Source organism: Psychroserpens damuponensis, assembly GCF_000826655.1.
In the GTDB taxonomy this organism is placed as follows: domain Bacteria; phylum Bacteroidota; class Bacteroidia; order Flavobacteriales; family Flavobacteriaceae; genus Psychroserpens; species Psychroserpens damuponensis.
The window spans coordinates 246,610-260,688 of record NZ_JXJO01000024.1; the positions used below are offsets into that span (position 1 = coordinate 246,610).

13 protein-coding genes are annotated in these 14,079 nt (G+C 32.2%); 8 read left to right on the forward strand and 5 right to left on the reverse strand.

The genetic code is table 11. The features are described from left to right. Nucleotides 1–48: 48 nt before the first annotated feature. Nucleotides 49–1,224, reverse strand: coding sequence for a proline dehydrogenase family protein (locus tag TD29_RS15425; RefSeq protein ID WP_040281928.1), 1,176 nt, complete (start codon nt 1,222–1,224; stop codon nt 49–51). A 70-nt stretch (nt 1,225–1,294) separates the two neighbouring features. Between TD29_RS15425 and aroB the strand changes: the two genes are divergently transcribed. After that, nucleotides 1,295–2,368, forward strand: coding sequence for a 3-dehydroquinate synthase (gene aroB / locus TD29_RS15430; RefSeq protein ID WP_040281929.1), 1,074 nt, complete (start codon nt 1,295–1,297; stop codon nt 2,366–2,368). 182 nt (nt 2,369–2,550) lie between these two features. Next, a complete protein-coding gene (locus TD29_RS15435; protein ID WP_040281931.1) occupies nt 2,551–2,934 on the forward strand; it encodes a VOC family protein in 384 nt (127 codons plus the stop codon). 42 nt (nt 2,935–2,976) lie between these two features. Here the strand turns inward: TD29_RS15435 and TD29_RS15440 are convergent, their stop codons facing one another. Further along, the gene (locus TD29_RS15440; RefSeq protein ID WP_040281933.1) at nt 2,977–3,969 is read right to left on the reverse strand and encodes a hypothetical protein; all 993 of its coding nucleotides are present in this window, start codon (nt 3,967–3,969) and stop codon (nt 2,977–2,979) included. A 233-nt stretch (nt 3,970–4,202) separates the two neighbouring features. Here TD29_RS15440 and TD29_RS15445 point away from each other — a divergent pair, with 233 nt between their 5' ends. Beyond that, the gene (locus tag TD29_RS15445) at nt 4,203–6,527 is read left to right on the forward strand and encodes a type IA DNA topoisomerase (RefSeq protein WP_040281935.1); all 2,325 of its coding nucleotides are present in this window, start codon (nt 4,203–4,205) and stop codon (nt 6,525–6,527) included. Between the two features lie 102 nt (nt 6,528–6,629). Further along, complete coding sequence (locus tag TD29_RS15450; RefSeq protein ID WP_040281937.1) at nt 6,630–7,199, forward strand: pseudouridine synthase; 570 nt, start codon at nt 6,630–6,632, stop codon at nt 7,197–7,199. On the opposite strand, the gene TD29_RS15455 is transcribed toward TD29_RS15450, so the two are convergent. Both TD29_RS15455 and TD29_RS15460 read right to left on the reverse strand, forming a co-directional pair. After that, nucleotides 7,189–7,569, reverse strand: a complete 381-nt coding sequence (locus tag TD29_RS15455; protein WP_040281939.1) for a hypothetical protein — start codon at nt 7,567–7,569, stop codon at nt 7,189–7,191. The two genes, TD29_RS15450 and TD29_RS15455, sit on opposite strands and share 11 nt — an antisense overlap. 9 nt (nt 7,570–7,578) lie before the next feature. Continuing rightward, the gene (locus tag TD29_RS15460) at nt 7,579–8,037 is read right to left on the reverse strand and encodes a cold-shock protein (RefSeq protein WP_040281941.1); all 459 of its coding nucleotides are present in this window, start codon (nt 8,035–8,037) and stop codon (nt 7,579–7,581) included. A 168-nt stretch (nt 8,038–8,205) separates the two neighbouring features. Here TD29_RS15460 and TD29_RS15465 point away from each other — a divergent pair, with 168 nt between their 5' ends. Genes TD29_RS15465 through TD29_RS15480 form a run of 4 tightly spaced genes read left to right on the forward strand, consistent with a single transcriptional unit; the run spans nt 8,206 to nt 13,307 of the window. After that, nucleotides 8,206–8,883: a TetR/AcrR family transcriptional regulator gene (locus TD29_RS15465; RefSeq protein WP_040281943.1), complete on the forward strand. Its 678-nt coding sequence runs from the start codon at nt 8,206–8,208 to the stop codon at nt 8,881–8,883. Continuing rightward, nucleotides 8,883–10,547, forward strand: a complete 1,665-nt coding sequence (locus TD29_RS15470; RefSeq protein WP_040281945.1) for a peptidase domain-containing ABC transporter — start codon at nt 8,883–8,885, stop codon at nt 10,545–10,547. Before TD29_RS15465 ends, TD29_RS15470 begins: the two co-directional genes overlap by 1 nt. A gap of 4 nt (nt 10,548–10,551) precedes the next feature. Next, a complete protein-coding gene (locus TD29_RS15475; protein ID WP_040281948.1) occupies nt 10,552–11,907 on the forward strand; it encodes an HlyD family secretion protein in 1,356 nt (451 codons plus the stop codon). Further along, nucleotides 11,907–13,307, forward strand: coding sequence for a TolC family protein (locus TD29_RS15480; RefSeq protein ID WP_040281949.1), 1,401 nt, complete (start codon nt 11,907–11,909; stop codon nt 13,305–13,307). The genes TD29_RS15475 and TD29_RS15480 overlap by 1 nt, the downstream gene beginning before the upstream one ends. 5 nt (nt 13,308–13,312) lie before the next feature. Here TD29_RS15480 and TD29_RS15485 read toward each other — a convergent pair whose 3' ends face one another. Further along, nucleotides 13,313–14,029 (reverse strand): hypothetical protein, encoded by a 717-nt coding sequence (locus TD29_RS15485; protein WP_052467145.1) that lies wholly within the window; start codon nt 14,027–14,029, stop codon nt 13,313–13,315. Nucleotides 14,030–14,079: the final 50 nt, after the last annotated feature.

A 14,079-nucleotide genomic window follows, 5' to 3' on the forward strand; every position in this document is an offset into this window, starting at 1 on the left:
TACGCTAAACGTAAAAAAAAATCCGCAACGTAAATTTGCGGATTTTTTTTATTTCAATTTTCTACGTTTCTTTTCAGCTTTCAGTAAATTCAATTCTCTACTCGTTTGCCCAGCTACAGATGTGTTTTCTTCGGCACGTCTAATTAAGTAAGGCATAACATCTTTTACAGGTCCAAAAGGTACATATTTCGCAACGTTGTAACCTTGAGCTGCCAAATTATAACTGATATGATCACTCATGCCATAAAGTTGTCCAAACCAAACATTATTATCAGTTTTTTCAATACCTTTCTCTTCCATCATTCGCATTGCGAGATAACAACTTTGTTCATTATGTGTACCTATAAAAAGAGAAATATCATTTAAATGATTTAAAATATAGCTCATACAGGTATCAAAATTCTCATCTGTAGCCAATTTACTTTCACAAATTGGAGACTCATAACCTTTTTCTTCTGCTCTATTTCGTTCTTTTTCCATATAAGCGCCACGCACAATTTTAAAACCAACTTTAAAATTTTCTGCTTTTGCACGTTCATGAATTGCCTTTAAATAAGTTAAGCGATCCCAACGGTAAGTTTGTAAGGTATTATAAACTATTGGTTTCGTGGTATTATACTTTCGCATTAGTGTTTCACATAAATCATCTGCCGCATCTTGCATCCAGCTTTCTTCACCATCAATTAATACTTCAACATCTTTCTCTTTAGCAAGAGAACAAACGGCTTCAAAACGCGCAATAACTCTATCCCATTCCTGTTGTTCTTCAGCAGTAAAAACACCACCTTCACCTAGTTTTTGATATAAATAAAAGCGCCCAAAACCAGTAGGCTTAAACACTACTATTGGCATAGCCTCCTTTTCGTCGGCAAACCTAATAATTTTTAATATTTTATCTCTACACTCATCAAAAGCCAAATCAGTGTCCTTCCCCTCTACCGAATAATCCAGTACAGCACTCACGCCTTTAGTAAACATATTGTCAATCACTGGGACGCAATCTTCTTCATTTACACCTCCACAAAAGTGATCAAAAACGGTAGAGCGAATTAAACCTTCTACAGGTAATTTTGCTTTAAGAGCAAAGTTTGTAGCCGCAGTCCCAATACGAACCATAGGCTCATATGAAATCATCTTAAACAAAAAATAAGCGCGCTCTAATTGAGCATCATTTTTGAGAGCAAAAGCAACTTCTGTATTATCAAAAAGTGTAGTTGTATTCATATGTTAAAAATATGTAACAAAAATAATTATTCATTAGGTAATATGTTATTAAAAGTTGCTAATTTTCGGCATGAATTCTATTGAAACAAAAACATACAAAGTTCATTTTAATGCAAACGCATATTTAGAGCTTAATAATTACATAGATAACAACCATTTTTCTAAAATTTTTATTTTAGTTGATACTAATACACATGAGTATTGTTTAGCAAAATTCATGGCACAATTAGAAACTAAACTAACTATAGAAGTTATAGAAATTGAAGCTGGAGAACATCATAAAACCATAGATACTTGTGTAGGTGTTTGGCAAACACTATCAGATCTAGGTGCAGATCGTAAAAGTCTCATGCTCAATCTTGGTGGTGGAGTGGTTACAGATCTTGGAGGCTTTGTGGCTTGTACCTTCAAAAGAGGTATCAAATATATTAATATCCCAACCTCATTATTAGCCATGGTTGATGCTTCTGTTGGTGGTAAAACTGGTGTAGACCTTGGTGCTCTTAAAAACCAAGTTGGTGTTATAAGCTCTGGAGATATGGTGATTATAGACACCTCCTACTTAGATACGCTTCCTCAAAATCAAATGAAATCTGGTTTAGCCGAAATGTTAAAACACGGTCTCATCGTCGATAAAACCTATTTTGATAAGCTTACAGATTTATCAAAACTCACGCTTAATGATTTAGACCAACTAATTCATGACTCTGTAGAAATTAAAAAAACCATAGTTACCAAAGATCCCTTAGAACTAAACGAACGCAAGCACCTTAATTTTGGTCATACTTTAGGTCATGCCATCGAATCTTATTTTTTGAGCCATCCTGAAAAAGATGAATTATTGCATGGCGAAGCTATTGCTATTGGTATGATTCTAGAATCTTTTGTTTCTGCGGAAATTTTAAAACTCCCAAAACCCGACTTAGACTACATTACTAAAGCTTTAAACAACATATACAAACCTATAATGATAGAGCCTTCAGATTATGACACTATTATTGATCTTTTAAAATACGATAAGAAAAACGAACATGGTAATATTAATTTTGTGTTGTTAGATGCCATCGGATTACCTAAAATAGACTGTTTGGTTGACAATGATTTAATAATTAAAAGTTTTGAGTATTATAGAGATTCGTTTTAAGGCTTCAAGGAGTTCTTAATTTCTAATGCTTTCTTAGAATATAGCATGCGTTCTAGTGGTCTCTTTGTGTTAAATATAAAAATCTATAAGTAAATTATAGCCTATCATTTAAACTGAAACTAAAATGATACGCCTTGAGCGTATTACCTTATAAAACTAATACTATTTAAAACGTTTAAAATATGGCTACATTTACATTTGACCATTTAGCACTATCAGTTAAAGATGTTAACGAATCTGTTGCATTTTATCAGAACGTTTTACAACTAAAAGAAATTAAAAATACCGCCTCTTCCTCTAAAACCAGATGGTTGTCCTTAAACGAGAATAAACAACTTCATTTAATTCCGCGTCCAGATGCAGAAATAAAAACAAATAAAGCTGTACATTTTGCTTTAGCAACAACTAATATTCAGGCATTTATTAAACACTTAAAGCATTTAAATATTGAATATAGTGATTGGCGAGATACACCAAACAAAAACTATGTAAGAGACGACGGTATTTTACAAGTTTATTTTCAAGACCCAAATGGGTATTGGATTGAGGTTAATAATTTATCTTAAATAGCCGTAAACAATAACTAGTATGACAATACATTAAAAACCTCAAGGAAGATGCTTTTTAATAAATTTAATGATATCATTTATAACTTCATCAATTAACTCTTGCTCTACACTAAAAGGTTGACCGTTTGCATATCTTGCCGGTTTTGAATTCCCATCAGGACTACAATGATCAACATCAATTGATCTTCGCCATACATCTGCATGATTAATCCATTCTGACCTATCTACTTTACTTGGTGCATCAAACCATACATTCCAAGCTAAAATATTCCCTTTTTGCAACATATTACCCGAAGCTATATTAAAAGCTTTCATTACCAAGTTATTAAACTCGGCTACAATTGGATGATCTGCAACATCAATATCTCCAATTTCAACCTCTACATTCGCATGGTTCCAAGCTTCGGGATGCAATGTAAAATGCGGTAATTCACTGTTCATAAATAAACCATCTCTTATATTAATGATCGTTGTTTTTTCTGCATCAGTTCTAAACGTGTTTAGGGTTATTGCCTTGTCTTTTTCTGAAGGAAAACCAAAACCTATATAATTTAAATCAAATAAAGCCCATAATATTTGGCCTAATGAAGATTGATGCGCACTTGGGCTAAACCATATTTTTGGTTTAACCACCATATCTACTGCCATTGATTTATTAGTTTCATCTACCCATCCACCTTGTTTTGTAACTGTAACTTCAACATTCATTGTACCAAAACCTGGCAAATAAACGCCTTGCTGCGGACAAATAACAGACCAAGACTGCCCTGTATTATCATAACCAATACGTGAAATATCTGGTGCAAACATTTGAAAACAACGTTTTGGATCTTTTTTTCCTTTTCGAGTTTCCCAAGTAAACTCTGGCCATAAAACACGCTGTTGTCGTGTGAGTTTACCAATGTTATCTAAATTTTGTGTTAAGCCTATTCCCTTTAAGTCAGGATCTGGATATTTTGCTTTTGGATGTTTGTTTAAAAAACCACCTTTCCAACCTTTTGCAGGAATGTGATTTGGCTTTAGTTTTTTCATGAAGTTCGGTTTAGAAATTAAATCTTATCAAAACTAAGTGCTATAGTTAGTATTTTTAAACGCAATATTCTGTAATTAAAAAAACAGGTGTATTTACTCAACTCAATATTTTAGTCTAGAGATATTTAATAATGAATGATTTTATAGTTAATAACTCTCTGTAATTCCTTTGCAAAAAACAGCTACAATTCACTAATTTGCGTCTCTGTTAATTTTCCGAAGAAAAAAATATTTTGAAAGTCTGTATAGCCGAAAAACCTAGTGTAGCACGAGAAATCGCGCAAGTTCTTGGTGCCAAAACAAAACGTGATGGCTATTTTGAAGGCAATGGTTATGCTGTAACTTATACGTTTGGTCATCTCTGTACATTAATGGAACCAAACGATTATAAACCGTATTGGAAAAGTTGGGATCTTAACAACTTACCTATGTTACCCGAAAAGTTTAAAACCAAGGTGACTAACAACTCCGGAATTAAAAAACAGTTCAATATTGTAAAATCTTTGTTTGACAAAGCAGACGTTGTTATCAACTGTGGTGATGCTGGTACAGAAGGAGAACTCATACAGCGTTGGGTTTTAGATCAAGCCAATTATAAAGGAGAAGTACAACGTTTATGGATTTCTTCATTAACCACTGAAGCGATTAAGGAAGGTTTTCAAAACCTAAAAGATTCTAAAGATTATGACAACCTTTATTACGCAGGATTTTCTCGTGCTATTGGAGATTGGTTATTAGGTATGAACGCAACACGTTTATATACTGTAAAACATGGTGGCTACAAACAAGTTTTATCTGTTGGTCGTGTGCAAACACCAACATTGGCAATGGTTGTAAACCGTTTTAAAGATATTGAAAATTTTAAGCCTCAGCCATATTGGGAATTACAAACGATGTATCGAGACACCTTATTTGCGTATGAAGAAGGACGTTTTCTAAAAATGGAAGACGGTGAAATTCTGGCAAAAAAGGTTAAAGAAGACGATTTTGAAATCGTATCTACAGCAAAAAAGAAAGGAAAAGAATACGCACCAAAACTCTTTGATCTTACAGGTTTACAAGTGTATTGCAATACAAAATTTGGCTTTTCGGCAGATGAAACCTTAAAAATTGTTCAAAAATTGTATGAGCAAAAAGCAGTCACTTACCCAAGAGTTGACACCACGTTTTTACCAAATGATGTTTACCCTAAAGTGCATGGTATTCTTGCTAAACTTACTAAGTACAAAGAATTAACACAACCACTTTTAGGCAAAAAAATAAAAAAATCGGCAAAAGTTTTTAATGATAAAAAAGTAACCGATCACCATGCCATAATCCCAACTGGTATTGAAATTAATTTACAATACAACCAGCAACAAGTTTATGATATTATTGTAAAACGATTTATCGCTGTATTCTATCCAGAATGTGAAGTTTCTAATACGACAGTAATTGGAAAAGCTGCAGACGTTAATTTTAAAACCACTGGTAAAGAGATTTTAAAAGACGGTTGGAAAGTTGTTTTTAAATTCGGAAAATCGCCATCTTCAAACACATCTGATAAAGACACGTTACCAACTTTTAACAAAGGTGAAAAAGGACCTCACGAACCTTCGTTTTTAGAGAAGCAAACCAAACCACCAAATCAATATACGGAAGCCTCTCTCCTACGCGCTATGGAAACGGCAGGTAAGCAAGTTGATGATGACGAACTTCGTGATTTAATGAAAGAAAACGGGATTGGTAGACCATCAACACGTGCTAATATTATTGAGACCTTATTTAAACGTCAATACATAAAACGTAATAAAAAACAATTGCTCCCAACCGTTACAGGTATTGCGCTAATTGACACTATACAGAACGAATTATTAAAATCTGCTGAGCTCACAGGACTTTGGGAAAAACAACTTAAAGACATTGAAAAGGGTGATTATAGTGCAAGTCTTTTCATTAAAAACATGAAAATAATGGTTGATGAGTTGGTTTACGAAGTTCGTAGCGAAACTAAACGCGCCAATATCTCTCAAGCCACTGTTGTTAAGCAACGACAAGCCAAAACGAAAACAAAAAAAGCAGCTGGTATTACTTCGGAAATGTGCCCAAAATGCAAAAAAGGGTCTATTTTAAAAGGAAAATCGGCATATGGTTGTTCTGCCTTTAAATCTGGATGTGATTTTGTGATGTCATTTGAAAACTACGGAAAGAAAATTTCTGAAAAGCAATTTATCAGAATATTAAAAAAAGGGTCTACTGTAAATTTAAAAGGATTTACTTCGGAAACTGGAACAACCGAAGGTTTATTGCGTTTTGATGATAGCTTTAAATTGGTTTTAGAAGCAAAAAAAGGAACAACTAAAATTTCCGCAGTACCAAAAACAGAGCAAAAAACTGATACGCTTATATGTCCGAAATGTCATCAAGGTCAGATTATGAAAGGTAAAACGGCTTATGGCTGTAGTGCTTATAAAACGGGATGTGATTTTAAAATGTCTTTTGATGCTATTCGTGAGCAAGCTAAAGACAGAACTCTTACTAAAGAGTTAGTCTATTCTATTTTACAAAATAGTATCTAGCCTGCTAAATTTTTGAAACCTTATCGGTTTGTAGATAAATCTAACGTATTTAATATACATACAAGGTTTTTAAAACCTTGAAGTTGAAATTCGAGAACACACATGAACCATCGTCATTTTAAACTCTTTAAACCTTACGGTTATTTAAGTCAGTTTCAAACCAACGCTAAACATGAAATTAACAAGAAATTCTTAGGAGAATTACATGATTTTCCTGAAGGCACAATGGCGATTGGGCGATTAGATAAAGACTCTGAAGGCTTATTATTGTTAACCACAAATGGAAAAGTGAGTTACGATATTACCAGTTCAAAAACCGATAAAGAATATTATGTGCAGGTTGATGGTGAGATTACTGCAGAAGCCATTAATATGTTACAAAATGGTGTTACTATTAGCCATAAAAGCGAGACCTACCGTACAAAACTATGTAAAGCTTTCATTTTAGATCACAAACCTAATTTTCCAGAACGCGCCAAAAAAATACGTGATGAACGTCATGGAAAAACCACTTGGATTTCTCTCACCATTAACGAAGGTAAATTTAGACAAGTACGAAAAATGACTGCTGTGGTTGGCTTTCCAACCTTACGATTAGTTAGAGTTCGTGTTGGTACTATTACTTTAAAAGGTTTAGAAATGGGAGCTGTTAAAGAAATTACTATTCCTTAAGTTTTACAAGAAGCATACTGTCTTGTAATGCATCGTTTATCACTTTTTGACAAACTATCGTGTCGCCATTAATTTTGGTGATTTCTACAATGTACTTTGTACCAATTAGCGGTTTAAATTTGGCATCACTTACTTTATAATACTCAAATTCATATCTACAATTTGTTAGCCATTTAACGTGACTAGTAGCTTTAAAAGTTGATGTTTTATAACTGTCTATTTGAGTAGAGTCTGTTCTAATAGTTAGCAAATCAGCATAATCTTTATCTAAATATCTAAACTGTCCTGTTTTAAATTTAGAGCAATCCAGATGTTGAGCAAAAGATGTTGCTGATGCTAGAATAACTATTAAGAACGATAAAAATTTCAATGCGATGAATTAGATCACTTTGACACGAACCGCATTCATACCACGATTTCCTTTTTCTAATTCAAACTGCACTTTGTCATTTTCGTTAATTTCGTCAATAAGTCCACTAACGTGACAGAAGTATTTCTCTTGGTCTTCGGTATCAATTATAAAACCAAAACCTTTAGAGTGATCAAAGAAAGATACTTTTCCTTTTCTAATTGGATCGTATTCTTCTTCTTCAATATCTTCTTTTTTAGGCACACCTAGAACGATGTTTTTTGCCTTAACTTTTACTTTATCTGCTGGATCTGGAGGTGTATCTGTAAGATTACCAAATTGATCTACGTAAGCAAATGGGATGCTTTCTGCTCCATTTTCTTCTTTTTCGAGCTTACGAGCTTCCATTTTTTTGCGTTTGTCTTCACGCTTTTTTAAACGTTTCTTTTCTTTTTCACTTTTACTAAATGTCTGTTGCGACTTTGCCATTCTTTATTTCCTCTTGGTTTTAATTATATAACCCTTCTCTGGTCACTTACATCAAAGATACGCTATATCTATGACTTTATCAAAAACGTTAAGAAATATAGTTAACAAACGTTAAAAAATCAAAAAGTAATAGTATTACTATTATATTTGCAAGTAAAATAAAATATTATGAAATCTTTACTATCAAATTTAAAAATTGACATCAATGACAAGATCTACATGAAAGATCCTGAATCTTCTAAATTGGGTAAACGAATAATTGAGCATAGTATAAAATTAATTGATGATATTGGTTTTGAGAGCTTTACCTTTAAAAAGCTTGGTGTCATTATTGGATCTAATGAAAGTTCTATCTATAGATACTTTGATAGTAAACACAAGTTATTACTTTATTTAACATCTTGGTATTGGGCTTGGCTAGAATATCAACTTGTTTTTTCAATTTCTAACATAAAAAGTCCTCATGAAAAATTAGAGAAAGCTATTGTTATTTTAACACGGTCTGTTCAAGCTGATTCTACATTTTCACACATCGATGAAGTTGTTTTAAGTCGAGTTGTTATAAATGAATATTCAAAATCTTACTTAACTAAAGAAGTTGACTTAGATAATAAAGAAGGCTATTTTGCTATTTACAAGCGTTTAATTATACGTTTACGTGATATTATAGTTGAGGTTAATTCTAATTATAAATTCCCTCATAGTTTGGCAAGTACAGTAATAGATGGTGCTTTACATCAACATTTTCTTAAAGATCATTTTAAGGCTATAACCGATTGTAATGACACAATTCAACCTTCCGATTATTTTACACATTTAGTATCTAATACCTTAAAAAGTAACTGATGACAAAGACTATTTTAACCTCTTGGCAACGCTTAATTGGATTATTAAAATTAGACAAAAAAGACATAAAACAAGTGTTCTATTATGCCATATTTGCAGGACTTGTTAATCTTTCACTTCCTCTGGGAATTCAAGCTATTATTAATCTACTACAAGGTGCACAAATTAGTAGTTCATGGATTGTACTCGTAATATTAGTTACTTTAGGTGTGGCTTTTGCAGGTTTATTACAACTTATGCAAATGCGAATAATAGAGAATATACAACAGAAAATTTTCACTCGTTCTTCTTTTGAGTTTACATATCGATTTCCGAAGATAAAAATGAGCGAGCTACGCAATTATTATCCTCCAGAATTAGCAAATCGCTTCTTTGACACTCTAAATGTTCAAAAAGGGTTGTCTAAGATTTTAATTGACTTTCCTGCTGCCTTATTACAGATTATTTTTGGGTTAGTACTCCTCTCATTCTATCATCCTTTCTTTATCATTTATGGAATGTTGCTTATTGTAATGATATATATTGTTTTCAAATTCTCGGCTCAACGAGGCTTAGATACTAGCTTAGAAGAATCAAAACAGAAATACAAAGTTGCGCACTGGATACAAGAAATTGCACGCTCTGTTTTAAGTTTTAAATTATCTGGTAAAACAAGTTTAGCGTTAGACAAAAATGATGAGCTTGTATCTAATTACTTAGACGCCAGAGAGAATCATTTTAAAATTCTAATTCAGCAGTTTATAAAGCTCATAAGTTTTAAGGTTTTAGTAACCGCTGGTTTATTAGTTATTGGTGGGATATTAGTACTTAATCAAGAAATGAACATAGGCCAATTTGTTGCAGCAGAGATTATTATTTTATTAGTTATAAACTCTGTGGAGAAGTTAATTTTAGGGCTAGAATCTTTTTATGACGTGCTTACTTCAATTGAAAAGCTAGGTCAAGTTGTTGACAAAGAATTAGAACCTCAAGATGGCGCTAATATCAGTAACACGAAATCCTTTTCATTAGAACTAGACAATCTAAGCTACATCGTACCTGATATGATAAAACCAATCATTGAAAATATCTCCTTTACTATAAACTCTAAGGATCGTATCATGATTTATGGTTCACATGGCTCTGGCAAGACAACACTTTTAAAACTGATAGCGGGAATTATTCAACCTACATCTGGTGTTTTATATGTTAATGATATTGCAATGCAAGGAATTAAACCCAATAATTATAGAGGTCATGTTGGACAATCTCTACCTGAAGAATCTCCTTTTGAAGGCACAATAAGGGATAATTTAACCTTTGGAGACCCTAATATTAGTAATAATGAAATCGATGATGTTTTGAAGCACACTAAGTTAATCGCTTTTGTTAAATCTCAACCTCAAGGTTTAAATACAATCCTTTATCCTGAAGGTCAAAGACTCTCATCAACTATAGCTAAAAAGATTGTTTTAGCAAGAAGTATACTTAAAAACCCAAAATTATTAATTCTAAAAGATCCTTTAGAGCAATTTGACAGAGAGGAGGCCGAGAGCATTATGAATTATTTGACAGATTCAAATAAAACATGGGCATTAGTTGTAGTTAGTTACAATCTAGAATGGATGAAAAAATGCTCTAGAGTCATCAATATAGAACAAGGTAAAATAATAGCAAACAATTAAGATTATGCTAAACATCTCTAACAACAAATTGAATAAAACGGTAGATTTATCTAAATATAAATCTGTTCAAAAAGTATTTCATAAAACACATTTTAAACATTTTAACCGTTTTCTACAAGCCTTTGCTATTTTAATAGTTATCATTATGTTTTTACCTTGGACTCAAAATATTAATAGTCGAGGTAGTGTTACAACATTAACACCAGATCAACGACCACAAACAATACAATCTGTTATACCTGGACGTATAGAGAAATGGTTTGTAAGAGAAGGTGATTTTGTAAAGCAAGGTGATACAATATTGTTCATTTCCGAAGTAAAAAACGAGTATTTTGATCCTAATCTAGTGAATAGAACTGGAAAACAAATTAAGGCTAAAGAGGCCTCTGTAGTGTCTTATGAATCAAAAATCAAAGCATTGAATTCTCAAATTACTGCTTTAAATAGAGAGCGAGTTTTAAAATTAGAACAGGCTCAGAATACATTGTTACAATCTAAATTGAAAGTAAAAAGTGACAGTATTGACCTAGAAGCGGTAAAAACCAATTTAGAGATTGCTAAGCGACAAATTGGAGCTACAGAAAAATTATATAAAGAAGGCTTAAAATCATTAACACAATTAGAAGAAAAACAGTCTAAATTTCAAGAATCACAATCGAAATTAATTTCGCAAGAGAACAAATTTCTTGCTTCCAAAAATAATGTTATTAATGCCATGGTAGAAATCAATCGTGTGCAGGCAGAATATACAGATAAAATTTCTAAGGCTAAGAGTGATAAATTCACAGCAGAATCAAACGGTTTTGATGCTGAAGCACAAGTTACAAAATTAGAAAGCGACTATACTAGCTACGAAATGCGTAATAACATGTACTACATTAAAGCTCCACAAAACGGCTATATTAATAAAGCAATAAAAGGTGGTATTGGTGAGACCTTTAAAGAAGGAGAACGTTTAGTTGGTATCATGCCGTCTAATTACGACTTAGCGGTTGAGACATTTATAAACCCTATAGATTTACCTCTTATTCATCTTAATGAGAAGGTGCGAGTACAGTTTGATGGCTGGCCTGCTGTAATTTTTAGCGGATGGCCTAATGTATCTTATGGAACCTATGGTGCAAAAGTGGTTGCTATAGAAAATTTTATAAGTGATAACGGAAAATTTAGAATTTTATTAGCTCCAGATGAAACTGACCACCAATGGCCAGAAGCAATTAGAGTTGGTTCGGGAGCCAAAACAATAGCACTACTTGAAGACGTCCCTATTTGGTTTGAGATCTGGAGAAAACTTAATGGTTTTCCTCCAAATTATTATCAGCCTAAAACTGCCAAAACAACTAATTCAAATTATAAGTAATGAGATATTTACAACTAATCGTCTTTTTATTAACGTCAACAATTTTTGCCCAAACTAAAAATTCAATAACGTTGAGTTTTAGTGAGTATTTAGGCTATGTAAAAAAATATCATCCTATTGCAAAACAAGCAGAATTAACATTACAAATTGGTCAAGCTCATTTGATGAAAGCTCGTGGTGCTTTTGATCCCAAAATTGAAATTGATAATACTCGTAAAACGTTTAAAAATATTGAGTATTATGATCAGTTAAATGCAACTTTTAAAATTCCAACATGGTATGGTATTGAGCTGAAAGCTAATTTTGAAGACAATGATGGCACGTATTTAAATCCAGAATTAAATGTACCAGAAAACGGATTATATAGTGCTGGGATTTCAGCGTCTTTAGGTCAAGGCTTATTCATAAACCAACGCATGGCAGATTTAAAAAAAGCGAAATTATTTAAAGAACAAAGTGTTGCCGATCGAGATATATTAATTAACCAAATACTTTACAAAGCCTCACTTTCCTACTTTAATTGGTTAAAATCTTACAATGAAACAAAAATCTATGAACAATTTTTAGAGAATTCAAAAATTAGATTTCAAGGTATAAAACGTCGTGTAGAAAATGGAGACAAAGCACCTATAGATTCTATTGAAGCATCTATTACTATCAAAAACAGAAAATTAGGCTTAGAACAAGCTAAAGTTAAATTAACAAAAGCTGTATTAGAATTATCTACATTTTTATGGCTTAATAACAACCTACCAATAGAACTACAATCTCATGTAATTCCCGATGCTTTTATTGACGACACTATTGATGATGTTTTAGAGATTTCGGGAGTGTCTCTTGGTAATTTTAGTTTAGAAAATCATCCTAAATTACAATCACTTAATTATAAATCCCTAAGCTTAGAAGTTGATAAAAAATTAAAAGCTAATAAATTATTACCTCAAATTGATGTACAATACAACTTTTTAACGCAAGATCCCGATTTAGCTAGATCTTTTAACACAAGTCAATATAAAGGCGGATTTAAAATTGCGTTTCCTATTTTTCTTCGGAAAGAACGTGCCGATTTAAAACTTTCAAAGTTTAAACTTCAAGATACCAGATTTGAAATTAGTAGTGCCAAAATTACAATTCAAAACAAGATATTAGCACTTAACAAAGAGCTAGAATCATTTAAAACACAAAACATACTGATTGAAAATATTGTTACTGATTATACAAAAATGTTGCATGCAGAAGAACGTAAATTGAGTTTTGGTGAGAGTTCTTTGTTTTTAATTAACTCACGAGAAAAAAGTTTAATTGATTCAAAATTGAAAGCAATTGAAATCCAAAATAAATACTTAGTAGCAAAAGCACAATTGTTTAATAGCCTATCTCAAGACTTAAAAAAATTATAGCACAATTAGTTCCGTTTAGGTTCTTTTTCTGTTATAGGATTAGCATCTTTAAGCACAATTACCGTGGCTTTAACACCTGTGAGGAGATTCCATTTTTTTGAAGATACTAGGTTTCCATTGTCATCATAAACAATAAACTCGGCTGTATTTGGACCTGAGTCGCCTTGGTTAAGAGCGATAAATTCTATTTTGTTACTACCAACATTTAAATCTACATTAAATCCTTTATAACCACCTGTTAATAATAATCTAGGCACGATAATATCATCATTAACTTTGACCTGAACTACATCTCCATCTGGAAATTCGTGATCACGACAAACAATTCTAACAAAAGCACCATTACTTTTAATTTCGCCCAAAAAGACATCTGCCATAGTCTCAATTTTGAGCCCTTGCTCTACTGCGACTTTATTAAATTTAGCTTCAAACAAATCTCCTGGATTTTTTAATCCGTTGTCATGAATCATAGAAAATTCTTTCTTTGGTTTAGTAATGGATTCTTTACTTACTTTAGGAACGCTTATACCAGAAATATTCTTTTTGGTTTTAGTAATGCTTAGTTTAGAATTTGGTTTTATATCTAACTTCACAGAAGCCGTATCCTTCTTTTTAGTTTCTTTAGCAGGAATTTTTATTGATTTTTTCTCATTAGTATCTGGTTGCGCAAAAACTTGTAAGGCAAAAAGAGAAAAAAATAATAAAATGATGTGTTTTTTCATCAACATTAGAGTTTGACATCAGGCATTCAAAAACTATACCTAATACCATA